Origin of the sequence: Kitasatospora sp. NBC_00458 (assembly GCF_036013975.1) — a bacterium.
GTDB lineage: Bacteria > Actinomycetota > Actinomycetes > Streptomycetales > Streptomycetaceae > Kitasatospora.
The window spans coordinates 3,788,235-3,813,483 of the sequence record NZ_CP107904.1; the positions used below are offsets into that span (position 1 = coordinate 3,788,235).

The following is a 25,249-nucleotide window of genomic DNA, read 5'->3' on the forward strand; positions in this document are numbered from 1 at the left end:
AAACGGTGGGAAACGGTCGGCCGCGGGCCGCCGTCCACCACCGCCGGCCGGCACCGGCCGCAGCCGGTCACGACCGGCCGCGACCGGATCCGCCCAGGTCAGCGGTCCCGCTCGACCCGGGTGACGTCCCAGACCGGCTCCGCCGACTCGTACACCCGGCCGTCCGCGCCGAACACCAGGAAGCGGTCGAGGGACCTGGCGAACCAGCGGTCGTGCGTGACGCAGAGCACGGTGCCGTCGAAGGCCTCCAGCCCCGCCTGCAGCGCCTCCGCGCTCTCCAGGTCCAGGTTGTCGGTGGGCTCGTCGAGCAGCAGCGCCGTCACCCCGGAGAGCTCCAGCTTGAGGATCATCAGCCGGGCCTGCTGGCCGCCGGAGAGCGACTCGAACTTCTGCTCCTCCTGCCGGTCCAGCTCGTAGCGGCGCAGGACGCCCATCGCGGCGCCGCGGCTGAGCGCGTGCTCCTCCTCGACGATCGAGCGGACGGTGCGGCCGACCAGCTCCGGGTGCGCGTGGGTCTGTCGGAAGTGGCCGGGCACCACCCGGGCACCGAGCTTCCAGCTGCCGCTGTGCGCGACCGTCGGGTCCCCGGCGAGCAGCCGCAGGAAGTGCGACTTGCCGGAGCCGTTGGAGCCGAGCACCCCGATCCGCTCGCCGTAGAAGACCTCCAGGTCGAAGGGCTTCATCAGGCCGGTGAGCTCCAGTTGCTCCATGCTGAAGGCCCGGACACCCGTACGGCCGCCCTTGAGCCGCATGGTGATGTTCTGCTCGCGCGGCGGCTCCTCCGGGCGGCCGGCCTCCTCGAACTTCTTCAGCCGGGTCTGTGCGGCCGCGTAGCGGGTGGCCAGCGCGTGGCTGACGGAGGCGGCCTGGCGCAGGGTGACGACCAGCTTCTTGAGCTTGGCGTGCTCCTCGTCCCAGCGGCGGCCCAGCTCCTCGAAGCGGGCGAAGCGGTCCTTGCGGGCCTCGTGGAAGGAGTCGAAGCCGCCGCCGTGGACCCAGACGCTGCTGCCGGCCGCGCCGGACTCGACGCTGATGATCTTCTCGGCGGTCCGCGAGAGCAGCTCGCGGTCGTGCGAGATGTAGAGCACGGTCTTCGAGGTGGCCTTGATGGCCTCCTCCAGCCAGCGCTTGCCGGGGACGTCCAGGTAGTTGTCCGGCTCGTCCAGCAGCAGCACCTCTTCGGGGCCGCGCAGCAGCGCCTCCAGGACGAGGCGCTTCTGCTCGCCGCCGGAGAGCGTGTTGAGGCCGCGCCACTGGGCCTTGTCGAACGGCACGCCGAGGGCGGCCATGGTGCAGACGTCCCAGTCGGTCTCGTAGTCGTAGCCGCCGACGTCGGCCCAGTCGGAGAGCGCCTGGGCGTACGCCATCTGCGTCTTCTCGTCGTCCTGGGCGATCATCGCCAGTTCGGCGGCGTCGACCGCGCGGGCCGCGACGGCGATCCGCTCGGGGGCCACCGAGACCAGCAGGTCGCGGACGGAGGCGTCGGCGGGCAGCGGGGCCGGGCCCTGCCGGTCCTCGTCGTCCTGCGCGCCCTCGCGGCCGGTGGTGCCGACGAACTGGCGCATCACGCCGAGCCCGCCGCTGATCGTCACCGAGCCGCCGTGCGGCTGGAGGTCGCCCGCGATCATGCGCAGCAGGGTGGTCTTGCCGGCGCCGTTGGCGCCGACCAGGGCGACCGCGGTGCCCTCGCCGACCCGGAAGGACGCGTCGTCGAAAAGCACCCGCCCGTCCGGCAGGTAGTACTCAAGGTGCGAAATCTCGACGTGTCCCATGGGGACGATTCTCCCAAGCCCTCGCCCAGGACCAAAACGGATTAACCGACCGCCGGCTGACCGGGCAGCGTCCGCATCCGGCGGGCCGCGCGGTTGCGCTCGGCGAGCAGCTCGTCCGGCGGGTAGCCGACCTCCTCCAGGGTCAGCCCGTACGGCCGGATCACGTTGACCGCCGAGTTGCGGACGCCGCCGGCCAGCACCTCGCCGGGGAACTCCACCGGCCGGTGCCCGTCTCCGACCAGCAGCATCGCGCCGACCAGTGCCCGCACCATGTTGTGGCAGAAGGCGTCGGCCCGGACGGTGGCGACCGCGAGCGAGCCCTCCTGCGCGGCGTAGCCGTCCACCGGGACGCGGTCCCAGTGCAGCTCCAGCAGGGTGCGGATGGTGGTGGCGCCCTCGCGCTTCTTGCAGTACGCGGCGAAGTCGTGCTCGCCGAGCAGCAGTTCGGCGGCGGCGTTCATCCGGTCGACGTCGAGCGGCCGGTCGTGCCAGAGCACGTGCCCGCGCAGCAGCGGGTCGACCCCGCCGGGGTGGTCGGCGACCCGGTAGGCGTAGCGGCGCCAGATCGCCGAGAAGCGGGCGTCGAAGCCCGCCGGGGCCTCGCTCACCCGGTAGATCCGGACGTCGCCGGGGAGCCGCCCGGCCAGCCGGCGGAGCAGCTTCCCGCCGTGCTCGGCCCAGAGCCCGTCCGGCAGGTCGACGTGGGCGACCTGGCCCCGGGCGTGCACTCCGGCGTCGGTGCGGCCGGCCACGGTCAGCGGGTAGTGCTCCGGGCTGCGGGTGACGATCTGCAGCGCGGTCTCGATCTCCTCCTGGACGGTGCGGCGGCCGCCGCGCTGGCGGGCCCAGCCGGAGAACTCGGCGCCCTGGTAGGCGAGGTCGAGCCGGATCCGGACGTACCCGTCGGCCGGGCCGTCCTTGACCGGCGGCCGCTCGGCGCAATCGTTGACCACTGCTTCTCTCCCGGAGGGCCCGGACACGCCGGACGGAGGTCGGCCCGGACGGGCCGGACGGGGGTGGGACCGGACAGAAAGGAACGGGCCCGCTCCCCCACGGATGGGAGAACGGGCCCGCACTACACCGGAAGGTGTCAGGCCTGCTCGGCGGCCTCGGCCTCGTCGGCCTTGGTCTCCTCGGCCTTGGCCTCGGCCTCCTTGACGGCACGCTTGGTGGCGCCCTCGGCCTCGCCGACGGCGGTCTGCGCGACGGTCAGCGCCTCGACCAGCTCGATCACGGCCATCGGCGCGTTGTCGCCGCGGCGACCGCCGATCTTGGTGATGCGGGTGTAGCCACCCGGGCGGTTCTCGTAGCGCGGCGCGATCTCGGTGAAGAGGGTGTGCAGCACCGAGATGTCGGTGATGGTCTTGCGCACCAGGCGACGGTTGTGGATGTCGCCCTTCTTCGCCTTGGTGATCAGCTTCTCGGCCAGCGGGCGCATCCGACGGGCCTTGGCCTCGGTCGTGGTGATGCGGCCGTACTGGAACAGCTCCCGGCACAGACCGGCGAGCAGCAGCGGCTCGTGGTGCGGGCCGCCGCCGAGGCGGGCACCCTTGGTGGGACGCGGCATGGAATTACTCCTCGAATCTCCGACTGCGGCCGTACCAGGTACCGCAGCGGGCGTACGGGCACGGTGCCCGCACGGCTTTCACTGACCCGCCGGAACGGCCGCCGGAGCGGCCGTTCCCACGGTCAAACTCTTAGTACTGCTCGGTCTCCGCGTAACCCGCGTCGTCCAGGTCGTCGGCGCCGAAGGCGTCGGCGGCGGCGGTCGGGTCGAACCCGGGCGGGCTGTCCTTGAGGGCCAGGCCCATGCCGGCCAGCTTCGCCTTGACCTCGTCGATCGACTTCGCACCGAAGTTGCGGATGTCGAGCAGGTCGGCCTCGGAGCGGGCGACGAGCTCACCCACGGTGTGGATGCCCTCGCGCTTGAGGCAGTTGTAGGAGCGGACGGTGAGCTCCAGCTCCTCGATCGGCAGCGCCAGGTCGGCGGCCAGGGCGGCGTCCGTGGGGGACGGGCCCATGTCGATGCCCTCGGCGTCGATGTTCAGCTCGCGGGCGAGACCGAACAGCTCGACCAGGGTCTTGCCGGCCGAGGCCATGGCGTCGCGCGGACGCATGGCGGGCTTGGTCTCGACGTCGACGATCAGCTTGTCGAAGTCGGTCCGCTGCTCGACACGGGTGGCCTCGACCTTGTAGGTGACCTTCAGCACGGGGCTGTAGATCGAGTCGACCGGGATGCGGCCGATCTCCTGGCCGGAGGCCTTGTTCTGCACGGCGGAGACGTAGCCGCGACCGCGCTCGACGGTCAGCTCCATCTCCAGCTTGCCCTTGCCGTTCAGCGTGGCGAGGACCAGCTCGGGGTTGTGCACCTCGACACCGGCCGGCGGGGCGATGTCGGCGGCGGTGACCACACCCGGGCCCTGCTTGCGCAGGTACATCACGACCGGCTCGTCGTGCTCCGAGGAGACGACCAGCTGCTTGATGTTGAGGATGAGGTCGGTGACGTCCTCCTTGACGCCCGGCACGGTGGTGAACTCGTGCAGGACGCCGTCGACGCGGATGCTGGTGACAGCGGCACCCGGGATCGACGACAGGAGGGTGCGGCGGAGCGAGTTGCCGAGGGTGTAGCCGAAGCCCGGCTCAAGCGGCTCGATCACGAACCGCGAGCGGAACTCGTCGACGACCTCTTCGGTCAGCGAGGGACGCTGAGCGATCAGCATGTTTTCAGATCCTCCAGTGGTCTTCGGCACCCACTATTTGATGCCGAACAGAACCAGCGTACGGGGTCCCCGGCGCAGTGACGCGCTCCCGGGACCCCGTACGTGGTTTACAGCATTACCCGCGTGCCCGAAGGCGCTGCGTCAGACGCGGCGGCGCTTCGGCGGACGGCAGCCGTTGTGCGGGGTGGGGGTGACGTCCTGGATCGAACCGACCTCCAGGCCGGTGGCCTGGAGCGAGCGGATCGCGGTCTCACGGCCGGAGCCCGGACCCTTGACGAAGACGTCGACCTTGCGCATGCCGTGCTCCTGCGCGCGACGGGCAGCGGCCTCGGCGGCCATCTGCGCGGCGAACGGGGTGGACTTGCGCGAGCCCTTGAAGCCGACGTGGCCGGCGGAGGCCCAGGAGATCACGTTGCCCGCGGGGTCGGTGATCGAAACGATGGTGTTGTTGAACGTGCTCTTGATGTGCGCGTGGCCGTGAGCGACGTTCTTCTTTTCCTTGCGGCGGATCTTCTTCGCGCCGGCAGCCTGACGACCCTTGGGGGGCATAAGTCTGTTCTCCTACTGAGGTGGTCGGTCCGCTGACCCGCGGGCCGGAGGGATGTCCGGTTACGGGACGGACTACTTCTTGCCCGGCTTCTTCTTACCGGCGATCGCGCGACGCGGGCCCTTGCGGGTACGCGCGTTGGTGTGGGTGCGCTGACCGCGGACCGGCAGGCCGCGACGGTGACGCAGACCCTCGTAGCAGCCGATCTCGACCTTGCGGCGGATGTCGGCCTGGACCTCACGGCGGAGGTCACCCTCGACCGTGTAGTTGGCGTCGATGTACTGGCTCAGCTTGACGAGGTCTTCCTCGGTGATGTCGCGAACGCGGACATCCGGGTTGACACCGGTCTCGGCCAGGGTCTGCTGGGCGCGGGTACGACCGATGCCGTACACGTAGGTAAGGGCGATCTCGATCCGCTTCTCACGGGGGAGATCAACGCCGGCGAGGCGTGCCATTCAAGGCTCCTGTGCTTCTTCAGAGGTCTTGCGTGCTACCTACTCCTTCGCCTCTCGACGATGGAGCCCCGGCCTCTGACCGGGGGTGGCAGTCCGTCCTCGAACGGACGGATCGGGTAGCCCGCTTATGACGTTTTCGCGTCGCGCGAAGTACTACGAGAAATGCTGGGGGGAACTGATCAGCCCTGGCGCTGCTTGTGGCGCAGGTTGTCGCAGATCACCATGACCCGGCCGTGGCGGCGGATCACCTTGCACTTGTCGCAGATCTTCTTGACGCTCGGCTTGACCTTCATGTTCAGGTTCTCCGGGTCTAGATCTGACGTTATTACTTGTAGCGGTAGACGATCCGGCCGCGCGTGAGGTCGTAGGGGCTGAGCTCCACCACGACCCGGTCGTCCGGCAGGATGCGGATGTAGTGCATGCGCATCTTGCCACTGATGTGCGCGAGGACCTTGTGACCGTTCTGCAGCTCGACCTTGAACATCGCGTTCGGAAGAGACTCGATCACGGTGCCCTCGATCTCAATGGCGCCTTGCTTCTTAGCCATGAACTGCGAGATCCACCTTCCGGGACCGGCTACCGTATGCGGCACGCTCGTGCGAACCTGGGTCCACCCCGACCCCCGGAGGGGAAGAGGGCGTGCTGAAGCACGCTACGAGTGAGCCGACGGTCCATCCTACGCCAGCGCGCGGGATGGACCAAAACCGGGGCCCGGTCAGTGCTGCGCGACGACCCGCAGCGGCTCCACGTGGGCGGTGCAGGCCGAGCAGCGGCTGGCGGCCTCGGGGATCTCGGTCAGGCACTCCGGGCACGGGCGCTTCGGGGTCTTCGGCTTCTTCGGCATGTACCGGGCGGTGGCCTTGGTCACCGGCAGGACGACGCAGAAGTAGAGCACCGCGGCGGTCATCAGGAACGCGATCAGCACGTTCAGGAACTGGCCGTACGGGAAGGTCACCCCCGCGATCGTCTGCTTGTACGAGCCGAAGTCGCCGGCGGCGCCGACCACCACACCCACCAGCGGGGTGAGGAACGCGGACACGAAGCCGGTCACCACCCCCGTGAACGCGGCTCCGATGACCACACCGACCGCCATGTCGACGACGTTGCCGCGCATCATGAACTCGCGGAATCCCTTGAGCACTGCTCTCTCCTGCTCGATCGAAGCCGTTTGACCGTCCGGGGGCCGTCCGCGGACGACCCCGGGCCCCTGAAGCCACTGCCAGCCGATAAAAATAGGACAAAAGCCCTGGAGGTCCAAACCCCCAGGGCCCTGATCCTTCGTCAGCACCGGCAGCCGGCCGCCCGGGCCGGGCTCCGACGACTAGCCGAGCGGGTCCGGAGCTGCGGTGATGCCCAGCTTGGCCAGCTCGGCCCGCCCGCCGTCGAAGGCGGTCAGCACCAGCGGGCCCTCCTCGGTGACGGCCACCGAGTGCTCCCAGTGCGAGGCCCAGGTGCCGTCGTTGGTCACGACGGTCCAGTCGTCCTCCAGCACCGTCGTGTGCGGGGTGCCGAGCGACACCATGGGCTCGATGGCCAGCACCGTGCCGGGGATCAGCTTGGGGCCCTTCCCGCGGCCGCGCTCGACGTAGTTCAGGACGTGCGGCTCCATGTGCATGGCCGTGCCGATGCCGTGACCGCCGTAGCCCTCGGTGATGCCCCACTTGCCCTTGGGCGGCAGCGGCTGACGCCGGATGAAGCCCTCGATCGCCTTGGAGACGTCGACGAGCCGGTTGCCCTTCTTCATCTGGGCGATGCCGGCCCACATCGAGCCCTCGGTGACCCGGCTCAGCATCTCCACCTCGGGCCGGACCTCGCCGACCGCCACGGAGATCGCCGAGTCGCCGTGCCAGCCGTCCAGGATGGCGCCGCAGTCGATCGAGATCAGGTCGCCCTCCTGCAGCACCCGGTCACCGGGGATGCCGTGCACGACCTCGTTGTTCACCGAGGCGCAGATCACTCCGGGGAACCAGAGCCCGCCGTGGTGGGCGCGGAAGTTCGACGTCGCGCCGTGGTCGGTGATGACCTTGTCCGCGATGTCGTTGAGCTCCTGGGTGGTAATCCCCGGGGCGACCGCCTCGCGGCACGCCTTGAGCGCCTCGGCGACGACCAGTCCGGCCGCTCGCATCTTCGCGATCTGCTCGGAGGTCTTGATCTCCACCATCTGGTCACGCCTTCCTTCGTTTCCCGCGCGGTCCTTGCCGGGCGGCCGTGCACTCGTTCCACCGTACGACGCCGCACGGCCGCGCTGCCCCGGGAAGGGCAACGCGGCCGTGGGTACGCCGCTGAAAAACTCAGCTGTCCTGCTTCAGCGCCTCGATCGCGCGGGCGGTGACCTCGTCCACCTTGCCGAGGGCCGGGATCGTCGCGATCAGGCCCTGCTGGCGGTAGTAGTCGATGATCGGCTCGGTCTCCGTGTGGTAGACCTCCAGCCGGGTCCGCACCTTGTCCTCGGTGTCGTCCGAGCGCTGGTACAGCTCGCCGCCGCACTCGTCGCAGACGCCCTCGGCCTTCGGCGGGTTGTAGTCCACGTGGAAGACGTGGCCCCCGTCGTTGCGGCACAGGCGGCGGCCGGCGATCCGCCGGACCACCTCGTCCTCGGGGACCTCCAGGTCCAGCACACCGTCGAGCTTGATGCCCTGCTCGGTGAGGAACTCGTCCAGCGCCTTGGCCTGGCCCAGGTTGCGCGGGAAGCCGTCCAGCAGGAAGCCGGCGGCGGCGTCCTCCTGGAGCATCCGGTCCTTGGCCATCCCGATCGTGACCTCGTCCGGCACCAGCCGGCCCGCGTCCATGTAGCTCTTGGCCTCGACGCCGAGCGGCGTGCCCTGGCCGATGTTGGCGCGGAAGAGGTCGCCGGTGGAGATGTGGGGAATGGACAGGGTCTTGGCCAGGACGTGCGCCTGAGTACCCTTCCCTGCCCCGGGAGGCCCGACGAGGACGATACGCATCAGCGGAGGAACCCTTCGTAATTGCGCTGCTGGAGCTGGCTCTCGATCTGCTTCACAGTTTCGAGTCCGACGCCGACGACGATGAGGACGCTGGTGCCGCCGAACGGGAAGTTGGTCTGCTGTCCGAAGGCGACCAGGGCGATCATCGGGATCAACGCGATCAGGCCCAGGTAGAGCGAACCCGGCCACGTGATGCGGGTGAGCACGTAGTTCAGGTACTCGGCCGTCGGACGGCCGGCCCGGATACCCGGGATGAACCCACCATACTTCTTCATGTTGTCGGCAACTTCTTCGGGGTTGAAGGAGATGGCGACGTAGAAGAAGGCGAAGAAGACGATCAGCAGGAAGTACGTGGCCATGTAGACCGGGTGGTCACCGCGGACGAAGTGCTGGTTGATCCAGACCGCCCAGCCCGACTGGCTGTTGGTCAGCTGGACCACCAGGGCCGGGATGTACAGCAGCGACGAGGCGAAGATGACCGGGATGACACCGGCCTGGTTCACCTTGAGGGGAATGTAGGTCGATGTGCCGCCGAACGCCCGGCGGCCGATCATCCGCTTCGCGTACTGGACCGGGATCCGGCGCTGTGCCTGCTCGACGAAGATGACGAGCATCACAACGATGACGCCGATCGCGATGACGGAGAGGAACTCCACCCAGCCGCCGCCGATGGTGCCGGAACCCTTGATGGCCCACATCGAGGTCGGGAACTGCGCCGCGATCGAGGTGAAGATCAGCAGCGACATGCCGTTGCCGATGCCGCGGTCGGTGATCAGCTCGCCCAGCCACATGATCACCGTGGTGCCGGCGGTCATGGTCAGGACCATCACGGCGATCCGGAAGACCCCGGTGTCCGGCACGATCTGGTTGGCGTAGACGCAGCCGGAGAACAGCGCGCCGCTGGAGGCCGTCGCCACGATGCCGGTGCCCTGGAGCACCGCGAGCGCGATGGTCAGGTACCGGGTGTACTGCGTGATCTTCGCGGTACCGGCCTGGCCCTCCTTCTTCAGCGCCTCAAGCCGCGGGATCACGACGGTGAGGAGCTGGAGGATGATGCTCGCCGTGATGTACGGCATGATGCCGAGGGCGAAGATCGTCAGCTGGAGGAGTGCGCCACCGCTGAACAGGTTGACCAGTCCGAAGAGGCCGTTGTTCTTGGTCTCCTTGATACAGGCGTGAACCGCCTGGAAGTCCACCCCTGGGACAGGGATGTGCGAGCCCAGCCGGAACAGCACCATGATGCCCAGCGTGAACAGCAGCTTCTTGCGCAGGTCGGGCGTCTGGAACGCCCGCGCGAACGCACTGAGCACGGTGCCTCCTGCGCCTCCCGCGCGTCGTCGGCGGGAGGGTCGGTCCTGAATGGGAGTTTGGCGGTACGGGCCCCCGTACAGACGGCACAGGCGAGCCTACGCGCAGCCTACAAGGGAACTCCACGGACTCTAACAGTGCGCGGCCACTCGAAAGAAGCGCGTACCGCCCCTCCCCCACTCACGGGGTACGGGATGCCCGGTTTTGCCACACAAAAGAACGAGGGCGGATCACCGGGATCCGGACCCTCCGGAAAGGGCCCGGCCGGAAACGGCGCGAGCCCCGCACCTCCCGGTGGGGAGGTGCGGGGCTCGCGGAGTCAGCGGGCTCAGACGAGCTCGGTGACGGTGCCGCCGGCGGCGGTGATCTTCTCGGTGGCCGAGCCGGAGACGGCGTCGACCGTCACCTGCAGGGCGACCGAGATCTCGCCGGTGCCGAGCACCTTGACGAGGGAGTTCTTGCGAACCGCGCCCTTGGCGACCAGGTCCTCGACGGTGACCTCTCCACCCTGCGGGTAGAGCTCGGCCAGCTTGTCGAGGTTGACGACCTGGAACGTGATCTTGAACGGGTTCTTGAAGCCCTTCAGCTTCGGCAGGCGCATGTGGAGGGGCATCTGGCCACCCTCGAAGCGCTGCGGAACCTGGTAGCGGGCCTTGGTGCCCTTGGTACCACGACCGGCGGTCTTACCCTTGGAGCCTTCACCACGGCCGACACGGATCTTGTCGGTCTTGGCACCCGGGGCGGGACGCAGGTTGTGCACCTTGATCGGCGAGTCAGCCATCTCAGTCCACCTCCTCGACCGTGACGAGGTGACGCACGGTCTGGGCCATCCCGCGGATCTCGGGACGGTCCTCCTTGACGACCACATCGTGCATGCGCTTCAGACCCAGCGAGCGCAGCGTCTCGCGGTGGTTCTGCTTGCTGCCGATGTAGGACTTGGTCTGCGTGATCTTCAGGCGAGCCATCAGGCACTCACCCCGGCAGCAGCCCGAGCACGCAGCAGACCGGCCGGAGCCACGTCCTCAAGCGGCAGGCCACGGCGGGCCGCGACCTCCTCGGGACGCTGGATCTGCTTCAGCGCGGCAACCGTGGCGTGCACGATGTTGATCGCGTTGTCCGAGCCGAGCGACTTCGACAGGATGTCGTGGACGCCGGCGCACTCCAGGACGGCACGCACCGGGCCACCGGCGATAACACCGGTACCGGGGGCGGCGGGCTTCAGCAGCACGACGCCGGCGGCCTTCTCGCCCTGAACGGGGTGCGCGATGGTGCCCTGGATACGGGGGACCTTGAAGAAGTTCTTCTTGGCCTCCTCAACACCCTTGGCGATGGCGGCCGGAACCTCCTTCGCCTTCCCGTAACCGACACCTACGGTGCCGTCACCGTCGCCCACCACGACCAGCGCGGTGAAGCTGAAACGACGACCACCCTTGACAACCTTCGCGACACGGTTGATCGCGACGACACGCTCGACGTAAGCGGTCTTCTCGACGGCGGGGGCGTTGCCCCGGTCGTCACGCTTACGGTCACGCCGCTCGCCACCGCCGGTGCCGCCGCCGGCGCCGCTACCGCGGCGCTGGGGTCCAGCCATTGGAATTACCTCTCTCGATTACGTCCGTCGACTGAGCCGACGAGCGGCTTAGAAGTCGAGCCCGGCCTCGCGGGCCGCGTCCGCCAGGGCGGCGATGCGGCCGGCGTACCGGTTGCCCGCGCGGTCGAAGACGACCGACTCGATGCCGGCGGCCTTGGCGCGCTCGGCGACCAGGCTCCCGACCTTCTTGGCCAGCTCGGTCTTGTCGCCCTCGGCGCCCTTGATGGACACGTCGAGGGTGGACGCCGACGCCAGGGTGTGACCCTTGGCGTCGTCGATGACCTGGGCGACCATGTGACGGTTCGAGCGCGTCACGACGAGGCGCGGACGCACCTCGCTGCCGACGACGCGCTTGCGAACGCGGATCGCGCGGCGCTTGCGAGCGGCGCTCTTGTAGGCGTTGCCCTTGCCGATCTTGACAGAGACACTCATCGCTTACTTACCACTCTTTCCGACCTTGCGGCGGATAACCTCGCCCGCGTACTTGACACCCTTGGCCTTGTACGGGTCGGGCTTGCGCAGCTTGCGGATCTTCGCGGCGACCTCGCCGACCTTCTGCTTGTCGATGCCGTCCACGTGGAACTTGGTGGCCGACTCGACGACGAAGGAGATGCCCTCGGGCGCCTCGACGAGGATCGGGTGGCTGTAGCCCAGCTGGAACTCCATGTCGGAGCCCTTCGCCAGAACTCGGTAGCCGACACCGCTGATCTCCAGCGACTTGCGGTAGCCCGCGGTCACACCGGTGATCATGTTCGCCACCAGCGTGCGGGTCAGGCCGTGCAGGGCCTTCGACTGACGCTCGTCGTTGGGGCGGGTGACAGCCAGAATGCCGTCCTCGCCCTTGCCGATCTCGATCGGCGCGGCGACGACGTGGGTGAGAGAGCCCTTCGGACCCTTCACCGAGACCGTCTGGCCATCGATGGTGACGTCCACGCCAGCGGGGACCTGGATGGGCAGCCGTCCAATGCGCGACATTGCTGTACCTCCGTTTCCCGAATTACCAGACGTAGGCGAGAACTTCTCCGCCTACGCCCTTCTTGGCGGCCTGCTTGTCGGTCAGGAGGCCGGAGGACGTGGAGATGATCGCCACGCCCAGGCCGCCGAGAACCTTCGGCAGGTTGGTGGACTTTGCGTAAACACGCAGACCCGGCTTGCTGATGCGCTTGATGCCGGCGATGGAGCGCTCACGGTTGGGGCCGAACTTGAGCTCGATGGTCAGCTTCTTGCCGACCTCGCCCTCGACGGGCTCCTCAACCTTGTAGGAGGAGATGTACCCCTCCTGCTGCAGGATCTCGGCGACGTGCGCCTTGATCTTGCTGGCCGGCATCGCCACGGAGTCGTGGTACGCCGAGTTCGCGTTACGCAGACGCGTGAGCATGTCTGCGATGGGGTCGGTCATGGTCATGATGGCCTCAGGCCTCTCTCGCCGTGGTTTCTCCGCGCCAGGTCCCCCCGCCGCACTCCGAGGAGTGCGGCAGGGGCACAGACGCAGGGGACCTGCGGCGTCGTAAGACTGGGTGCGAGCCCTCCGAAGAGGGTCGACGGCAGCTATGGAGCTCCCGCGACAGGGGGCCCGACCTCACTACCTTACGGGATTCCGTACGCAGCCCCAAAAACGGGGCCCTGTGGGATCGGGCACACCTGCTTCGCTATGGCATTACCGCGAGGTCCTGGACTACCAGGAGCTCTTGGTCACGCCCGGCAGCTCGCCGCGGTGCGCCATCTCACGGAGGCAGACACGGCAGAGGCCGAACTTGCGGTACACCGAGTGCGGACGGCCGCAGCGCTGGCACCGGGTGTAGGCCCGGACGCCGAACTTCGGCTTCCGCTCGGCCTTCGCGATGAGGGACTTCTTCGCCATTGGCTCACGCCTCCTTGAACGGGAAGCCCAGAGCACGCAGGAGCGCCCGGCCCTCGTCGTCGGTCTGAGCGGTGGTCACGACGGTGATGTCCATACCGCGCTGACGGTCGACCTTGTCCTGGTCGATCTCGTGGAACATAACCTGCTCGGTCAGACCGAAGGTGTAGTTGCCACGGCCGTCGAACTGCTTGGGGGAGAGACCACGGAAGTCACGGATACGCGGCAGGGCCAGCGACACCAGACGGTCCAGGAACTCCCACATGCGGTCACCACGGAGGGTGACGTGGGTGCCGATCGGCTGGCCCTCGCGCAGCTTGAACTGCGCGATGGACTTACGAGCCTTGGTCACGGCCGGCTTCTGACCGGTGATCGCGGTCAGGTCGCGGATCGCGCCCTCGATCAGCTTGCTGTCACGGGCGGCCTCGCCGACACCCATGTTGACGACGACCTTGACCAGGCCGGGCGTCAGCATGACGTTCTCGTACGAGAACTGCTCCTGCAGCTGACCCTTGATCTCGGAGTTGTAACGCTCCTTGAGACGGGGGGTCACCTTCTCAACAGACGTCTCAGACATCAGATGTCCTCACCGGTTCGCTTGGCAACGCGGATCTTGTTGCCCTCGTCATCGAAGCGGTAGCCAACGCGGGTGACGACCTTCTTGCCGTCCTTCTCCACGACCAGCTGGACGTTGGAGACGTGCACCGGGGCCTCGACGGTGACGATGCCACCCTGAGTACCCGGGCCCGGCTTGGTGTGCTTCTTGACCCGGTTCACACCCTCGACCAGGACCTTGTTCTCGGCGGGCATGGCCTGGATGACCTTGCCCTGCTTGCCGCGGTCCTTGCCGGTGATGACCTGGACCAGGTCACCCTTCTTGATCTTCATGCTGTTCGCCATGGGTTAGAGCACCTCCGGCGCAAGCGAGATGATCTTCATGAACTTCTTGTCGCGCAGCTCGCGGCCCACCGGGCCGAAGATGCGGGTACCGCGGGGGTCACCGTCGGTGTTCTTGAGAACGACAGCGGCGTTCTCGTCGAACCGGATGTACGAACCGTCGGGACGACGGCGCGACTTCACGGTACGGACGACGACGCACTTGACGACGTCACCCTTCTTCACCGAACCGCCGGGGATCGCGTCCTTGACGGTGGCGACGATGACGTCCCCGATACCGGCGTAGCGGCGACCGGAACCACCGAGAACGCGGATGCAAAGGATTTCCTTCGCGCCCGTGTTGTCGGCGACACGCAGTCGCGACTCCTGCTGGATCACAGCTTTCTCCTGATCGTCAACGAGAGCTGACGGGCCGGCCGCTGCTCACACCAGCGCCCGCGAGGGACCTGGTGCACATACGGCCGTACCGCATCAACTTCGTTACTTGGCCTTCTCGAGGATCTCGACGACGCGCCAGCGCTTCGTCGCGGACAGCGGGCGGGTCTCCGCGAGGAGGACCCGGTCGCCGATGCCGCAGGCGTTCGCCTCGTCGTGCGCCTTCAGCTTGTTCGTACGGCGGATGACCTTGCCGTACAGCGCGTGCTTGACGCGGTCCTCGACGGCGACGACGACGGTCTTGTCCATCTTGTCGCTGACGACGAGGCCCTCACGGGTCTTGCGGAAACCGCGCGTCTCGTTGGTGTTCTCAGTCATCAGGCGTTCTCCACCGTCTCGATGCCCAGCTCGCGCTCGCGCATCAGGGTGTAGATCCGCGCGATGTCCTTACGGACGAGCTTGAGCCGTCCGTGGTTGTCGAGCTGCCCGGTCGCCGCCTGGAAGCGGAGGTTGAACAGCTCCTCCTTGGCCTCACGGAGCTTGGCAACGAGACCCTCGTTGTCCAGCTCGCGGAGGTCAGCAGCCTTGGTGCCGGCCGACATCAGCTCTCACCTGCCTCGCGCCGGATGATCCGGCACTTCATCGGGAGCTTGTGAGCTGCGCGGGTCAGCGCCTCACGAGCCACCTTCTCGTTGGGGTACGACAGCTCGAACATGACCCGACCCGGGTGCACGTTCGCGATCCACCACTCGGGCGAACCCTTACCGGAACCCATGCGGGTCTCGGCCGGCTTCTTGGTGAGCGGACGGTCCGGGTAGATGTTGATCCAGACCTTGCCGCCACGCTTGATGTGACGGGTCACGGCGATACGAGCGGACTCGATCTGCCGGTTCGTCACGTAGGCCGGGGTGACGGCCTGGATGCCGTACTCGCCGAAGGCGAGCTCGGTGCCACCCTTCGCAGCGCCGCGGCGCTTCGGGTGGTGCTGCTTGCGGTGCTTGACCCGACGGGGGATCAGCATTGCGGTCAGGCCTCCGTTCCGGTGTTCTCGGCAGCCGGGGTCTCGGCGGCGACCGGGGCCTGGGCCTCGGTGCCGGCGGGACGACGGCCACGGCCACCGCGCTCGCCACCACGGCGCTCGCCACCGCGGGCGGGACGACCACCCTCGGGACGGGCCGGACGGTTGCCCGAGCGGGCAGCGGCGTTCTCAGCGCGGACCTCGGCGATGTTCTTGACGTCGCCCTTGTAGATCCAGACCTTCACGCCGATACGGCCGAAGGTCGTCTTGGCCTCGAAGAAGCCGTAGTCGACGTTCGCGCGCAGGGTGTGCAGCGGCACACGGCCCTCGCGGTAGAACTCCGAACGGCTCATCTCGGCGCCGCCGAGACGACCGGAGCACTGGACCTTGATGCCCTTGGCGCCGGACTTCATGGTGCCCTGCATCGACTTGCGCATGGCACGGCGGAAGGAGACGCGGGAGGACAGCTGCTCCGCGACGCCCTGAGCCACGAGCTGGGCGTCCAGCTCGGGGTTCTTGACCTCAAGGATGTTCAGCTGGACCTGCTTGCCGGTCAGCTTCTCAAGGTCGCCGCGGATGCGGTCGGCCTCGGTGCCGCGGCGACCGATCACGATGCCGGGGCGCGCGGTGTGGATGTCGACGCGGACGCGGTCGCGGGTGCGCTCGATCTCGACCTTGGAGATGCCGGCGCGCTCCATGCCCTTCGTCATCATGCGACGAATGGCGACGTCTTCCTTGACGTAGTCCTTGTACAGCTTGTCGGCGTACCAGCGGGACTTGAAGTCCGTGCTGATGCCGAGACGGAACCCGTGCGGGTTAACCTTCTGGCCCATTACCGGGTCCCTTCCTTGCTGCTGACGACCACGGTGATGTGGCTGGTCCGCTTGCGGATCCGGTAGGCACGGCCCTGGGCACGCGGACGGAACCGCTTCAGGGTCGGGCCCTCGTCAACGTACGCCTCGCTGATGACGAGGTCGTCCACGTTGGAGTGGTTGTAGTTGTGCGCGGCGTTGGCAATGGCGCTGTCGAGCACCTTGCCGACCGGCACGGTCGCGGCCTGCGGAGCGAAACGCAGGACCGCCTGGGCCTCCGTGGCGTTCAGGCCACGGATGAGGTCCACCACGCGGCGGGCCTTCATGGGCGTGACGCGGATGTACCGCGCCTGGGCCCTGGCTTCCATGGTTGTCCCCTTGCTGGTGTAAGTCATTGAGTCGGTAATCTCGCTGGCGACTAGCGACGCTTCGACTTGCGGTCGTCCTTGACGTGACCGCGGAAGGTACGCGTCGGCGCGAACTCGCCGAGCTTGTGGCCGACCATCGACTCGGTGACGAACACCGGGACGTGCTTACGGCCATCGTGCACCGCGATCGTGTGGCCGAGCATGGCCGGGAAGATCACGGAGCGACGGGACCAGGTCTTGATGACGTTCTGGGTACCCGCCTCGTTCTGCGCGTCCACCTTCTTGAGAAGGTGGCCGTCGATGAAGGGGCCCTTCTTGAGACTGCGCGGCATCTGACCTGCTCCTAGCGCTTCTTGTTGGTCTTGCGGCGGCGCACGATGAGAGCGTCCGACGCCTTCTTCGGGCGACGGGTACGACCCTCCTTCTGGCCCCACGGCGAGACCGGGTGGCGACCACCGGAGGTCTTACCCTCACCACCACCGTGCGGGTGGTCGATCGGGTTCATGGCCACACCACGCACGGTCGGGCGAACGCCCTTCCAGCGCATACGGCCGGCCTTGCCCCAGTTGATGTTCGACTGCTCGGCGTTGCCGACCTCGCCGACGGTCGCGCGGCAGCGCGCGTCGACCAGGCGGATCTCACCGGAGGGCATGCGCAGGTGCGCCATCTTGCCCTCACGCGCCAGCAGCTGAATGCCGGCACCGGCGGAGCGGGCCATCTTGGCACCGCCACCGGGACGCAGCTCCACCGCGTGGATGGTCGTACCGACCGGGATGTTGCGAAGCGGCAGGTTGTTGCCGGGCTTGATGTCGGCGCCGGGGCCGTTCTCGACCCGGTCACCCTGCGCGATGCCGCGCGGCGCGATGATGTAGCGCTTCTCGCCGTCCGCGTAGTGCAGCAGCGCGATGCGCGCGGTGCGGTTGGGGTCGTACTCGATGTGCGCGACCTTGGCCGGCACGCCGTCCTTGTCGTGACGACGGAAGTCGATCACGCGGTAGGCGCGCTTGTGCCCGCCACCCTGGTGGCGAACGGTGATCCGACCGGCGTTGTTACGGCCGCCCTTGCTGTGCAGGGGGCGAACCAGCGACTTCTCCGGCGTGGACCGCGTGATTTCGACGAAGTCGGCCACGCTGGAGCCACGACGGCCCGGCGTAGTCGGCTTGTACTTGCGGATACCCATTTTCGTCCTCGTCTTGATCGACGATCACGGCCTCCGTCAGGAGGTCGGACCACCGAAGATGTCGATGCGGTTGCCCTCAGCCAGCGTCACGATGGCGCGCTTGGTGTCCTTGCGCTTGCCAAAACCCGTCTTGGAGCGCTTGCGCTTGCCCTGACGGTTGAGCGTGTTGACGGACTCGACCTTGACCGAGAAGACCGCCTCGACGGCCTGCTTGATCTGGGTCTTGTTGGCACCGGGCGACACGACGAACGTGTACTTGTTCTCGTCGAGGAGCGAGTAGCTCTTCTCGGAGATAACCGGCTTCACCAGGACATCACGGGGGTCCGTGAACGTCTTGCTCGTGATCTCTGCAGCCATCAGGCGGCGCTCCCTTCGAGCTCGCCCTCAGCAGCCACGGCCTTGGCGGACGCGGCGGGACCCGCCACGAAACGCTCGAAGGCGGCCTGGGTGAAGACCACGTCGTCGGAGACGAGCACGTCGTAGGTGTTCAGCTGACCGGCGTCCAGGATGTGCACGTTCGGCAGGTTGCGAGCGGACTTGAGGCCCAGCTCGTCCGCACGCTCGACGACCAGGAGGACGTTCTTGCGGTCGGTGATCTTGCCGAACAGACCCTTGGCGGCCTTGGTCGACGGCGCCTCGGTCGCGGTCACGTCGGTGATGACGTGGATGCGGTTGTGGCGGGCCCGGTCGGTGAGCGCACCGCGGAGGGCGGCGGCGATCATCTTCTTCGGGGTCCGCTGCGAGTAGTCGCGCGGCACGGGACCGTGCACGACGCCACCGCCGGCGAACTGCGGCGCACGGGTCGAGCCCTGACGGGCGCGGCCGGTGCCCTTCTGGCGGTACGGCTTCTTGCCGCCGCCACGGACCTCGCCACGAGTCTTGGTCTTGTGGGTGCCCTGACGGGCCGCAGCGAGCTGCGCCACGACGACCTGGTGCATCAGCGGAACGCTGACCCTCGCGTCGAAGATCTCGGCCGGAAGCTCAAGGCTGCCGGTCTTGTCGCCCGAGGGCGACAGGATGTCAATGGTGCTCATATCCTCACAGCCCCTTCGCCGCGGTGCGGACGAGGACGAGGCCGCCGTTCGGGCCCGGGATTGCGCCCTTGATCAGGAGCAGCCCCTTCTCCGCGTCAACGGCATGGATGGTCAGGTTCTGGGTGGTCACGCGCTCGTGGCCCATCCGGCCGGCCATCCGTACGCCCTTGAACACACGACCCGGGGTGGCGCAGCCACCGATCGAGCCGGGCGAGCGGTGCTTGCGCTGCACACCGTGACCGGCGCCGAGGCCCCGGAAGTTGTGGCGCTTCATGACACCGGCGAAGCCCTTGCCCTTGGAGGTGCCGGTCACATCGACCTTGACACCCGCCTCGAACAGCTCCGCGGTGATCTCCTGGCCGAGGGTGTACTCGGACGCGTCCGTCGTACGGAGCTCGACCAGGTGACGACGCGGGGTGACGCCGGCCTTGGCGAAGTGACCCGCGAGGGGCTTGTTCACCTTGCGCGGGTCGATCTCGCCGAAGCCGATCTGCACGGCGTCGTAGCCGGCCGGGCTGTCGGCGGTGTGGACCTGGGTCACGACATTGGGCCCAGCCTTGACGACGGTCACCGGAACGATCCGGTTGTTCTCGTCCCAGACCTGGGTCATGCCGAGCTTCTCGCCCAGGATGCCCTTAATCTGCTTAGCCATCTTCGGTGCGCCTCTCAGAGCTTGATCTCGATGTCGACGCCAGCCGGCAGGTCGAGACGCATGAGCGAGTCAACCGTCTTCGGCGTGGGGTCGAGGATGTCGATCAGACGCTTGTGAGTACGCATCTCGAAGTGCTCGCGCGAGTCCTTGTACTTGTGCGGCGAGCGGATGACGCAGTACACGTTCTTCTCAGTGGGCAGCGGCACCGGGCCCGCGACCTGCGCACCAGTACGAATCACCGTCTCGACGATCTTCTTCGCCGAGGAGTCGATGACCTCGTGGTCGTAGGCCTTGAGCCGGATGCGGATCTTCTGTCCCGCCATGGCTACCTTGTAGTCCTTTTGTCATAAGTCACTGCTCGGTCACCCTCCGACCCCCGCGCTCGGGCGTGTCGCACTCGCGCTTGCAAAAAACCGGCGAATCACTCCGTCGGTATCAGCGGTGGTCGGTGGAACCCGTCGGTTCCGTGGGCGCCGGGTTGAGGCCCCGCACACGCTTCCCGGAAGATTCCCGTACTTTCGCCCCGCAGCTGCCGCGGTGTCGATTTCACACCACTGCGTTCACACACTGTCCGTGAACACATGAACGGCCATCACGGGAACGACGAGTACATGGGACTCGCTTCCAGTCCTCCCGGCGGGAGGCGCGCAGCATCGGCAACTCAACCGAGCAACTTGGACATACTGCCACACGGAGCAGCGCAAATGCCAATCGGGGCCGGTGGGGTGAACCCCACCGACCCCGACCGGGGTCGAGCACTCACTCAGCGCTTGCGCCAGACCACCCAGCCGTGTTCCTTGATCACCTTCTTGACGTACCAGTTGTCCGGGTGGTTGGACCACTTGCTCTCGGGGCTGCCGCCGTCCTTCGGGAGCGGCGTGACCACCATGGTCGCCTCGTCCGGCACCGGCTGCCAGCTCGGGTCGCGCCACCACGTCCGCCCCTGGTAGACCTCGAAGGACTGGGCCATCCGCAGCCCCCAGTCGAGGTCCCAGGCGAGCACCACGTTGTCCCCGCGCTTGACGCCCGCGAGCTTGGTGAAGCCGGTCCCGGCGTACTCGCGCTCCTCCGAGTGCGGGATGGTGATCTGCTGGTTGATCGTCGTGGTCGCCACGACCGCGAACAGGGCGAGGGAGACGCCCACGGCCCAGAGCACCCGGCGCCCGCCGGCCAGCAGCAGCAGCACCGCCGCCGCCACGACCGCGAACGCCGCCATGGTGGACCGCATCATGTTCAGCTGTTCCCAGTCCGTGGCCAGGAACAGCGCGTCCGGCATGCCCCACGGGACGAACTTCTTCGCGTTCGAGTGGAGGTCCCCTCCCGCGACCGAGATCACGTACTGCGCCAGCGCCACGTCGAGCAGGACGGCGGCGCCCAGCAGGTACACCACGACGCGCCGCCGGAGCCGCGCGATGACCGCGACACCGATCACGAAGGCCGCCGGGACCAGGAAGGAGACGTAGCGGGCGTACACCCAGTTGTCGATCCGGTTGTCGTCCGGCAGGGCCGCCGCGGAGGCCAGCGCGGTGCCGACCAGCAGGGCCACCGTGACGCCGCCGACGATCCGGTCCGGCCGCCGGAAGCCCCGGTGGAAGATCGCGACCAGGCAGACGACCACCGCGAGGCCGCCGATGCCCCAGGTGGAGACGATGAAGTACCAGACCTGGCCGGCCGTCCTGCCCAGCGTGCGGTCCAGGATCTCGGTGTTGAGCAGCCCCTCCCAGAGGAGGTCGCCGACCTTGCTCGGCTCGACCGTGAACTGCCGCTCCAGCCAGCCCTGGAACACCGAGTTGGCGCCGTAGCCGACGGCGAGCGCGCCGAGGCCAGCCAGGGACGTCCGCCACGGGGCCCAGCGCAGGACCAGGGCGGCCAGGAGCACCACACCGGTCACCGCGACCACGACACCGCCGCGGTCGTGCGTCGCCATCGTGTAGACGGCCGTCGCGCCGGTCCCCACCGCGTACCAGTAGCCGCGCCGGGTGCGGCCCTCGGAGAGCCAGCCGTGCATGCACAGCAGCCACGCGAGGACCAGCGTCGGCAGGACGGCGTCGGACAGCACGAACTGCGAGTAGAAGACCACCGGCGGCAGCAGCGCGGTGACCGCACCGAACACGTACGCCAGCAGCCGGCGCAGCCCCAGCCTGCGCAGCGCCACGTAGGCGAGCAGGAAGACCAGCGCGTTCAGCAGCGCGTTGATGCCCATCACCAGGTGGTACGCCAGCACCGGGCGGTCGGCGATCCACAGGGCCGGCGAGATCAGCAGCGGGTAGCCGCCCGGGATCACCACGCCGACCGGCATCTCGGTGGTCGGCCGTCCGGCGATCACCCGGGCCAGCACCAGGTACGAGTCCTCGTCGGCGTGGACCGAGGGGTAGTCCAGGTTCCAGACCATGGAGAGCCGGAAGAGCACCTGGGCCCCGTAGCCGACCAGCAGTGCGACGGGCCAGAACCACCGGTGGGCGAGCAGCAGGCGGCCGCGGTCGACCAGCCGGTCGACCGTTCCGCCGGTCACCGGAGTCACCTCCGCCCGCTCACGGCCGGCCGGCTCCACCTCGGCTTCGGCGGCTGTCGTCAGATCCACGGATAGTCTCCCCTGAGACGTTCACCGACGGCCTCGACCGGCGTGGGCGCCGATGCCTCACGGTCGTGCCTCGACTGGAAGGTGGACGGACGACGGCTTTGACGCTCGTGCCGTCCGTCACCGAATGAGTTGCCCGGGCACCCCCGAACAGCCCCGGGATTGTTTCACGCTGCGCATCCTTCACGCCACTTCCACAATCCCCGGGCCGCCGAGGGTACTACCGGGGTGGATTGCACTTGCCCTGGGGTGCGAACTTCGGGCACTTCCCGTCGGGCTGCTGGGTGGTCTGCGCCGTCCAGCCGAACGATCCCCAGGTGTTGTTGGGGCCCGGCATGAAGCGGTCGACGGTCGACGAGCCGGCCATCGCGGAGAAGAAGGCGAGTGCGCAGAGCACCGCGCCGCTGACCCGCAGCGCCGGCACCGCGGTGCGGGCCGGGACCGCGGCCGGGGCCGCGGCCTGGACCGGAACCGGGGGCGGCACCGCGGCCGGGGCCGGGAACGGCTCCCGGGCCGGGGCCGGGACCAGGACCGGGACGGGAATCGGGGACGCCACGGGAACCGGGGCCGGAACCGGGGCCGGCTCCGGCGCCCCGGCACGGCCGGCGTACTTGCCGACCAGCAGGTGGCCCGCCATGGCGCAGAGGATGATCCCGCAGTACAGCAGCTCGGCGGAGGTCCGCGGGTAGAGCTGGACGAGGTGGTCGCGCTCCATGTGCGAGGCGAACCAGTACCGCAGGCCGAACGCGCCGAGCATGCAGAAGGCCGCCACCTGCACCACCGGCTGCCGCGGACCGAGCCAGAGCGCGACGCCCAGGCCGACGATCAGCAGCAGCATGAAGACGCCGACGCCGCCCAGCTCGCCGGGGATCGGCCACGGGCCCTGGCCGATCGCGCCGGGCTGGTCGCCCTGCCACATGGCGAAGTAGGCCGGGTCGACGTAGGTGTCGAAGTACATGTAGGTGTCCGGCGTGCCGGACCCCTCCAGCAGCCGGACCAGGTAGCTGCCGCTGAGCGCGAGGAACACCGCCGCGGTCGCCGCCGCCATCGTCCCCGCCCGCAGCAGGGCGGTGCGCCCCTCCTTCGCGAGCCGGACCGTCGTCAGCACCAGCACCGCGAACACGCCGGGTGCGGACCAGACGAACCAGCCCGAGTACCAGAGGAAGATGACCGAGATGCCGGCGCCGTACACCACGCCGGTCAACAGGGCTGCCTTGGTGGTGAGTTCGGACGAGCGCAGCAGGCTGGTGATGAACTTCGCCAGGACCGGCAGCAGCACCAGGAGCGCGACGTCGACGTACGGCTTGGCCGCGTGGACGATCGGGAAGACCGACGCCACCGCGATGCCGAGCGACCACAGCGGCGGGAGGAGCAGCCGCCAGGCCAGGTAGACGGCCGGGCCGGTCAAGGCGACCAGCAGGATGCCGAGGATCTTGAGCGCCGCGCCCGGGTGGCCGGGGTTGAAGAGGTCGGTCCAGTAGGACAGCAGGTGCGGGAAGAGCGGCGGGTAGACGCCCGAGATGGGGCGGCCGTGCTGGATGTCGTCCACCCAGTGCTGGAGCTGGCCGGAGTCCCCGCGCATGGCGTTGAGCGGCCACTGGCTCCCCCGGAGGATCACCGCGACGCCGCCGGCGTACAGGCCGGTGGCCAGGCCGGCCAGCGATGCGCAGGCCAGTCGCAGGGCCGCCGGAGGGGAGACCCACCGGCTCATCGCCCACCAGAACAGGGCCACCGCCACGAAGCCGACGATGAACCGCAGCTGCAGTGCGGCCAGCCCGCTGACCTGCCCGATCCGGTCCATCGGGTTGACGTCGATCGCCATGCTGACACGGACGAAGCCGATCGCCACCAGGGCGCCGACGACGGCCTCCAGGACCGCCAGGGCCCCTGCTCGCGGCATACGTATTCGAGGCCCGGCGGCCCGCGCAGACATGCTTCTCGACTCTCCGAAGACTACGGTTGAGCGGCCCGCCGGATCCGGCGGGCCGTTTCTCAACGCTGGGCGATCGTCTCGCGCTCGACCGGCTCGTCGCCGAAGCGGTCGTCGTTCACCCGCTGGCCGTCGTTGACGGCGACCGTGCGGGCCAGGTCGGTCAGCTTCTTCTCCAGCGAGCGGAAGCGCATGAAGGTGTTCAGGGTCATGAAGGCCATGGCCACCACGAGCAGGTAGAGCACCAGGTCGGTGCCGCGGCCGACGCCCAGCTTGTTGGCGATCCAGGTGACGTCCTCGGGGCGCAGGACCGCGTACACGTTGGCGATGACGAAGGCGAAGAACGCCATCCGCTTCCACGCCCGGGTGTGCGCGGCGTCCCAGCGGCGGACGAAGGCGAGCACGAGCACACCCGTGCCGACCATGAGCAGCAACTGGATCCAGATGTACTTCACTTGCGGCCACGCTCCCTGAGCGAGATGTCGAAGAGGATGTTGACGCCGTTGATCAGCGACTGGCCCTTGGACCGGGAGTACTCGGTGTAGAGGATGTCCACCGGTACCTCCATGACGCGCAGCTCGGAGGCGGCCAGGAAGGCCACGATCTCGGAGGCGTGGGCCATGCCGTTCATGGTGATGCGGAGCTGGGACGCCGCGGCGCGGTTGATCACCCGCAGGCCGTTGTGGGAGTCCGTGAGGTTGAGCTTGCGTGCGGTGGGGCTGATCGTCGCGGCGGTCCGCAGGACCACCCGCTTGATCCACGGCACCTCGCCGGTCTGCTCGATGAACCGGGAGCCGAGTACGACGTCGGCCTCGTTGTCCCGGAGCAGGGCGACCATCTTCTCGACGTCGTGCGTCTGGTGCTGGCCGTCGGCGTCGAAGGTGGCGAAGAACTTGGCGCCCGGCTGCTTGAGGGCGTACTTGAGGCCGGTCTGCAGGGCCGCGCCCTGGCCGAGGTTGACCGGGTGCTGAACGAGGTGCGCGCCGGTGGTCATGATGTGCTCGGCCGAGTTGTCCGTGCTGCCGTCGTCGACCACCACGATGTTCGGGAAGGTCTTGCGAGCTCCCTCGATCACGTCGGCGATGACGGTTCCCTCGTTGTAGGCCGGGATGACCAGCCACACGTCGTCGTAGTCGGACATCATGACTCCATGCCGCGGCCGCCGGCCGCGAGTTTCAGGGTGCGAAGGGAGAACGGGTACGGGCGTCG

37 protein-coding genes are annotated in these 25,249 nt (G+C 68.2%); all 37 read right to left on the minus strand.

Going from position 1 to position 25,249, the window contains the following annotated elements:
* Positions 1–98: 98 nt before the first annotated feature.
* The 37 genes from OG550_RS15230 to OG550_RS15410 all read right to left on the minus strand — a co-directional run bounded on the left by OG550_RS15230 (position 99) and on the right by OG550_RS15410 (position 25,181).
* Positions 99–1,772, minus strand: a complete 1,674-nt coding sequence (locus OG550_RS15230; protein WP_327677844.1) for an ABC-F family ATP-binding cassette domain-containing protein — start codon at positions 1,770–1,772, stop codon at positions 99–101.
* A 41-nt stretch (positions 1,773–1,813) separates the two neighbouring features.
* The gene (truA, locus tag OG550_RS15235) at positions 1,814–2,725 is read right to left on the minus strand and encodes a tRNA pseudouridine(38-40) synthase TruA (RefSeq protein ID WP_327677845.1); all 912 of its coding nucleotides are present in this window, start codon (positions 2,723–2,725) and stop codon (positions 1,814–1,816) included.
* A 137-nt stretch (positions 2,726–2,862) separates the two neighbouring features.
* On the minus strand, positions 2,863–3,339 hold the full coding sequence (gene rplQ, locus OG550_RS15240; RefSeq protein ID WP_327677846.1) for a 50S ribosomal protein L17: 477 nt from the start codon (positions 3,337–3,339) through the stop codon (positions 2,863–2,865).
* 130 nt (positions 3,340–3,469) lie between these two features.
* Complete coding sequence (locus tag OG550_RS15245; protein WP_030232516.1) at positions 3,470–4,492, minus strand: DNA-directed RNA polymerase subunit alpha; 1,023 nt, start codon at positions 4,490–4,492, stop codon at positions 3,470–3,472.
* Between the two features lie 141 nt (positions 4,493–4,633).
* Complete coding sequence (gene rpsK / locus OG550_RS15250) at positions 4,634–5,041, minus strand: 30S ribosomal protein S11 (protein ID WP_030232513.1); 408 nt, start codon at positions 5,039–5,041, stop codon at positions 4,634–4,636.
* Between the two features lie 72 nt (positions 5,042–5,113).
* Positions 5,114–5,494, minus strand: coding sequence for a 30S ribosomal protein S13 (gene rpsM, locus OG550_RS15255; RefSeq protein ID WP_327677849.1), 381 nt, complete (start codon positions 5,492–5,494; stop codon positions 5,114–5,116).
* A gap of 179 nt (positions 5,495–5,673) precedes the next feature.
* Entirely contained in the window at positions 5,674–5,787 is a 114-nt protein-coding gene (rpmJ, locus tag OG550_RS15260) for a 50S ribosomal protein L36 (RefSeq protein WP_003956441.1), read from the minus strand.
* A 32-nt stretch (positions 5,788–5,819) separates the two neighbouring features.
* Entirely contained in the window at positions 5,820–6,041 is a 222-nt protein-coding gene (gene infA / locus OG550_RS15265; protein ID WP_003956442.1) for a translation initiation factor IF-1, read from the minus strand.
* A gap of 168 nt (positions 6,042–6,209) precedes the next feature.
* Positions 6,210–6,635 carry a large conductance mechanosensitive channel protein MscL gene (mscL, locus tag OG550_RS15270; RefSeq protein WP_327677851.1) on the minus strand — a complete coding sequence of 142 codons (426 nt, stop codon included), beginning with the start codon at positions 6,633–6,635 and terminating at the stop codon, positions 6,210–6,212.
* Between the two features lie 180 nt (positions 6,636–6,815).
* Positions 6,816–7,655, minus strand: a complete 840-nt coding sequence (gene map / locus OG550_RS15275) for a type I methionyl aminopeptidase (protein ID WP_327677852.1) — start codon at positions 7,653–7,655, stop codon at positions 6,816–6,818.
* 130 nt (positions 7,656–7,785) lie between these two features.
* Entirely contained in the window at positions 7,786–8,439 is a 654-nt protein-coding gene (locus tag OG550_RS15280) for an adenylate kinase (RefSeq protein WP_327677854.1), read from the minus strand.
* Entirely contained in the window at positions 8,439–9,749 is a 1,311-nt protein-coding gene (gene secY / locus OG550_RS15285) for a preprotein translocase subunit SecY (RefSeq protein WP_327677856.1), read from the minus strand. Before secY ends, OG550_RS15280 begins: the two co-directional genes overlap by 1 nt.
* A 326-nt stretch (positions 9,750–10,075) precedes the next feature.
* Positions 10,076–10,528 carry a 50S ribosomal protein L15 gene (gene rplO / locus OG550_RS15290; protein ID WP_327677858.1) on the minus strand — a complete coding sequence of 151 codons (453 nt, stop codon included), beginning with the start codon at positions 10,526–10,528 and terminating at the stop codon, positions 10,076–10,078.
* A gap of 1 nt (position 10,529) precedes the next feature.
* On the minus strand, positions 10,530–10,712 hold the full coding sequence (gene rpmD, locus OG550_RS15295; RefSeq protein ID WP_030300409.1) for a 50S ribosomal protein L30: 183 nt from the start codon (positions 10,710–10,712) through the stop codon (positions 10,530–10,532).
* Positions 10,712–11,338, minus strand: a complete 627-nt coding sequence (gene rpsE / locus OG550_RS15300; RefSeq protein ID WP_327677860.1) for a 30S ribosomal protein S5 — start codon at positions 11,336–11,338, stop codon at positions 10,712–10,714. Before rpsE ends, rpmD begins: the two co-directional genes overlap by 1 nt.
* 48 nt (positions 11,339–11,386) lie before the next feature.
* Positions 11,387–11,770 (minus strand): 50S ribosomal protein L18, encoded by a 384-nt coding sequence (gene rplR, locus OG550_RS15305; protein ID WP_327677862.1) that lies wholly within the window; start codon positions 11,768–11,770, stop codon positions 11,387–11,389.
* Positions 11,771–11,773: 3 nt separating this feature from the next.
* Positions 11,774–12,313 (minus strand): 50S ribosomal protein L6, encoded by a 540-nt coding sequence (rplF, locus tag OG550_RS15310; protein ID WP_030393304.1) that lies wholly within the window; start codon positions 12,311–12,313, stop codon positions 11,774–11,776.
* Between the two features lie 22 nt (positions 12,314–12,335).
* Entirely contained in the window at positions 12,336–12,743 is a 408-nt protein-coding gene (gene rpsH, locus OG550_RS15315; RefSeq protein WP_030055831.1) for a 30S ribosomal protein S8, read from the minus strand.
* A gap of 270 nt (positions 12,744–13,013) precedes the next feature.
* Entirely contained in the window at positions 13,014–13,199 is a 186-nt protein-coding gene (locus OG550_RS15320) for a type Z 30S ribosomal protein S14 (protein WP_030393303.1), read from the minus strand.
* 4 nt (positions 13,200–13,203) lie between these two features.
* Positions 13,204–13,773, minus strand: a complete 570-nt coding sequence (gene rplE, locus OG550_RS15325) for a 50S ribosomal protein L5 (RefSeq protein WP_030300393.1) — start codon at positions 13,771–13,773, stop codon at positions 13,204–13,206.
* Positions 13,773–14,084, minus strand: a complete 312-nt coding sequence (rplX, locus tag OG550_RS15330; RefSeq protein ID WP_030055828.1) for a 50S ribosomal protein L24 — start codon at positions 14,082–14,084, stop codon at positions 13,773–13,775. The genes rplE and rplX overlap by 1 nt, the downstream gene beginning before the upstream one ends.
* A gap of 15 nt (positions 14,085–14,099) precedes the next feature.
* The gene (gene rplN / locus OG550_RS15335) at positions 14,100–14,471 is read right to left on the minus strand and encodes a 50S ribosomal protein L14 (RefSeq protein ID WP_030393301.1); all 372 of its coding nucleotides are present in this window, start codon (positions 14,469–14,471) and stop codon (positions 14,100–14,102) included.
* Between the two features lie 102 nt (positions 14,472–14,573).
* Positions 14,574–14,846: a 30S ribosomal protein S17 gene (rpsQ, locus tag OG550_RS15340; RefSeq protein ID WP_030055826.1), complete on the minus strand. Its 273-nt coding sequence runs from the start codon at positions 14,844–14,846 to the stop codon at positions 14,574–14,576.
* Positions 14,846–15,070 carry a 50S ribosomal protein L29 gene (rpmC, locus tag OG550_RS15345; protein WP_063348970.1) on the minus strand — a complete coding sequence of 75 codons (225 nt, stop codon included), beginning with the start codon at positions 15,068–15,070 and terminating at the stop codon, positions 14,846–14,848. The genes rpsQ and rpmC overlap by 1 nt, the downstream gene beginning before the upstream one ends.
* Positions 15,070–15,489, minus strand: a complete 420-nt coding sequence (gene rplP, locus OG550_RS15350) for a 50S ribosomal protein L16 (RefSeq protein ID WP_030055824.1) — start codon at positions 15,487–15,489, stop codon at positions 15,070–15,072. The genes rpmC and rplP overlap by 1 nt, the downstream gene beginning before the upstream one ends.
* 5 nt (positions 15,490–15,494) lie before the next feature.
* Positions 15,495–16,319, minus strand: a complete 825-nt coding sequence (gene rpsC, locus OG550_RS15355) for a 30S ribosomal protein S3 (protein WP_327677868.1) — start codon at positions 16,317–16,319, stop codon at positions 15,495–15,497.
* The gene (gene rplV, locus OG550_RS15360; RefSeq protein WP_045304593.1) at positions 16,319–16,666 is read right to left on the minus strand and encodes a 50S ribosomal protein L22; all 348 of its coding nucleotides are present in this window, start codon (positions 16,664–16,666) and stop codon (positions 16,319–16,321) included. The genes rpsC and rplV overlap by 1 nt, the downstream gene beginning before the upstream one ends.
* A gap of 50 nt (positions 16,667–16,716) precedes the next feature.
* Positions 16,717–16,998, minus strand: coding sequence for a 30S ribosomal protein S19 (gene rpsS, locus OG550_RS15365; RefSeq protein WP_030055821.1), 282 nt, complete (start codon positions 16,996–16,998; stop codon positions 16,717–16,719).
* Positions 16,999–17,009: 11 nt separating this feature from the next.
* Positions 17,010–17,846 carry a 50S ribosomal protein L2 gene (rplB, locus tag OG550_RS15370; protein WP_327677872.1) on the minus strand — a complete coding sequence of 279 codons (837 nt, stop codon included), beginning with the start codon at positions 17,844–17,846 and terminating at the stop codon, positions 17,010–17,012.
* 36 nt (positions 17,847–17,882) lie between these two features.
* On the minus strand, positions 17,883–18,203 hold the full coding sequence (gene rplW, locus OG550_RS15375; protein ID WP_030393296.1) for a 50S ribosomal protein L23: 321 nt from the start codon (positions 18,201–18,203) through the stop codon (positions 17,883–17,885).
* Positions 18,203–18,880: a 50S ribosomal protein L4 gene (gene rplD, locus OG550_RS15380; RefSeq protein WP_327677874.1), complete on the minus strand. Its 678-nt coding sequence runs from the start codon at positions 18,878–18,880 to the stop codon at positions 18,203–18,205. Before rplD ends, rplW begins: the two co-directional genes overlap by 1 nt.
* A gap of 4 nt (positions 18,881–18,884) precedes the next feature.
* Positions 18,885–19,532, minus strand: coding sequence for a 50S ribosomal protein L3 (gene rplC, locus OG550_RS15385; protein ID WP_327677876.1), 648 nt, complete (start codon positions 19,530–19,532; stop codon positions 18,885–18,887).
* Positions 19,533–19,546: 14 nt separating this feature from the next.
* On the minus strand, positions 19,547–19,855 hold the full coding sequence (gene rpsJ / locus OG550_RS15390) for a 30S ribosomal protein S10 (protein WP_012785157.1): 309 nt from the start codon (positions 19,853–19,855) through the stop codon (positions 19,547–19,549).
* A gap of 440 nt (positions 19,856–20,295) precedes the next feature.
* Positions 20,296–22,113: a hypothetical protein gene (locus OG550_RS15395; RefSeq protein WP_327677878.1), complete on the minus strand. Its 1,818-nt coding sequence runs from the start codon at positions 22,111–22,113 to the stop codon at positions 20,296–20,298.
* Positions 22,114–22,330: 217 nt separating this feature from the next.
* Positions 22,331–24,010: a hypothetical protein gene (locus tag OG550_RS15400; protein ID WP_327677880.1), complete on the minus strand. Its 1,680-nt coding sequence runs from the start codon at positions 24,008–24,010 to the stop codon at positions 22,331–22,333.
* 92 nt (positions 24,011–24,102) lie between these two features.
* On the minus strand, positions 24,103–24,495 hold the full coding sequence (locus OG550_RS15405; RefSeq protein WP_327677882.1) for a DUF2304 domain-containing protein: 393 nt from the start codon (positions 24,493–24,495) through the stop codon (positions 24,103–24,105).
* Positions 24,492–25,181, minus strand: coding sequence for a glycosyltransferase family 2 protein (locus OG550_RS15410; protein WP_327677885.1), 690 nt, complete (start codon positions 25,179–25,181; stop codon positions 24,492–24,494). The genes OG550_RS15405 and OG550_RS15410 overlap by 4 nt, the downstream gene beginning before the upstream one ends.
* Between the last annotated feature and the right edge of the window lie 68 nt (positions 25,182–25,249).

Bases quoted from the DNA above. Each gene is read 5' to 3' on its own strand.
- OG550_RS15230 (WP_327677844.1), bottom strand. From the start codon at position 1,772: ATGGGACACGTCGAGATTTCGCACCTTGAGTACTACCTGCCGGACGGG.
- rplQ (WP_327677846.1), bottom strand. From the start codon at position 3,339: ATGCCGCGTCCCACCAAGGGTGCCCGCCTCGGCGGCGGCCCGCACCAC.
- OG550_RS15245 (WP_030232516.1), bottom strand. From the start codon at position 4,492: ATGCTGATCGCTCAGCGTCCCTCGCTGACCGAAGAGGTCGTCGACGAG.
- rpsK (WP_030232513.1), bottom strand. From the start codon at position 5,041: ATGCCCCCCAAGGGTCGTCAGGCTGCCGGCGCGAAGAAGATCCGCCGC.
- rpsM (WP_327677849.1), bottom strand. From the start codon at position 5,494: ATGGCACGCCTCGCCGGCGTTGATCTCCCCCGTGAGAAGCGGATCGAG.
- rpmJ (WP_003956441.1), bottom strand. From the start codon at position 5,787: ATGAAGGTCAAGCCGAGCGTCAAGAAGATCTGCGACAAGTGCAAGGTG.
- infA (WP_003956442.1), bottom strand. From the start codon at position 6,041: ATGGCTAAGAAGCAAGGCGCCATTGAGATCGAGGGCACCGTGATCGAG.
- map (WP_327677852.1), bottom strand. From the start codon at position 7,655: ATGGTGGAGATCAAGACCTCCGAGCAGATCGCGAAGATGCGAGCGGCC.
- OG550_RS15280 (WP_327677854.1), bottom strand. From the start codon at position 8,439: ATGCGTATCGTCCTCGTCGGGCCTCCCGGGGCAGGGAAGGGTACTCAG.
- rplO (WP_327677858.1), bottom strand. From the start codon at position 10,528: ATGGCTGACTCGCCGATCAAGGTGCACAACCTGCGTCCCGCCCCGGGT.
- rpmD (WP_030300409.1), bottom strand. From the start codon at position 10,712: ATGGCTCGCCTGAAGATCACGCAGACCAAGTCCTACATCGGCAGCAAG.
- rpsE (WP_327677860.1), bottom strand. From the start codon at position 11,338: ATGGCTGGACCCCAGCGCCGCGGTAGCGGCGCCGGCGGCGGCACCGGC.
- rplR (WP_327677862.1), bottom strand. From the start codon at position 11,770: ATGAGTGTCTCTGTCAAGATCGGCAAGGGCAACGCCTACAAGAGCGCC.
- rplF (WP_030393304.1), bottom strand. From the start codon at position 12,313: ATGTCGCGCATTGGACGGCTGCCCATCCAGGTCCCCGCTGGCGTGGAC.
- rpsH (WP_030055831.1), bottom strand. From the start codon at position 12,743: ATGACCATGACCGACCCCATCGCAGACATGCTCACGCGTCTGCGTAAC.
- OG550_RS15320 (WP_030393303.1), bottom strand. From the start codon at position 13,199: ATGGCGAAGAAGTCCCTCATCGCGAAGGCCGAGCGGAAGCCGAAGTTC.
- rplE (WP_030300393.1), bottom strand. From the start codon at position 13,773: ATGTCTGAGACGTCTGTTGAGAAGGTGACCCCCCGTCTCAAGGAGCGT.
- rplX (WP_030055828.1), bottom strand. From the start codon at position 14,084: ATGAAGATCAAGAAGGGTGACCTGGTCCAGGTCATCACCGGCAAGGAC.
- rpsQ (WP_030055826.1), bottom strand. From the start codon at position 14,846: ATGACTGAGAACACCAACGAGACGCGCGGTTTCCGCAAGACCCGTGAG.
- rpmC (WP_063348970.1), bottom strand. From the start codon at position 15,070: ATGTCGGCCGGCACCAAGGCTGCTGACCTCCGCGAGCTGGACAACGAG.
- rplP (WP_030055824.1), bottom strand. From the start codon at position 15,489: ATGCTGATCCCCCGTCGGGTCAAGCACCGCAAGCAGCACCACCCGAAG.
- rpsC (WP_327677868.1), bottom strand. From the start codon at position 16,319: ATGGGCCAGAAGGTTAACCCGCACGGGTTCCGTCTCGGCATCAGCACG.
- rplV (WP_045304593.1), bottom strand. From the start codon at position 16,666: ATGGAAGCCAGGGCCCAGGCGCGGTACATCCGCGTCACGCCCATGAAG.
- rpsS (WP_030055821.1), bottom strand. From the start codon at position 16,998: ATGCCGCGCAGTCTCAAGAAGGGCCCCTTCATCGACGGCCACCTTCTC.
- rplB (WP_327677872.1), bottom strand. From the start codon at position 17,846: ATGGGTATCCGCAAGTACAAGCCGACTACGCCGGGCCGTCGTGGCTCC.
- rplW (WP_030393296.1), bottom strand. From the start codon at position 18,203: ATGGCTGCAGAGATCACGAGCAAGACGTTCACGGACCCCCGTGATGTC.
- rplD (WP_327677874.1), bottom strand. From the start codon at position 18,880: ATGAGCACCATTGACATCCTGTCGCCCTCGGGCGACAAGACCGGCAGC.
- rplC (WP_327677876.1), bottom strand. From the start codon at position 19,532: ATGGCTAAGCAGATTAAGGGCATCCTGGGCGAGAAGCTCGGCATGACC.
- rpsJ (WP_012785157.1), bottom strand. From the start codon at position 19,855: ATGGCGGGACAGAAGATCCGCATCCGGCTCAAGGCCTACGACCACGAG.
- OG550_RS15400 (WP_327677880.1), bottom strand. From the start codon at position 24,010: ATGCCGCGAGCAGGGGCCCTGGCGGTCCTGGAGGCCGTCGTCGGCGCC.
- OG550_RS15410 (WP_327677885.1), bottom strand. From the start codon at position 25,181: ATGTCCGACTACGACGACGTGTGGCTGGTCATCCCGGCCTACAACGAG.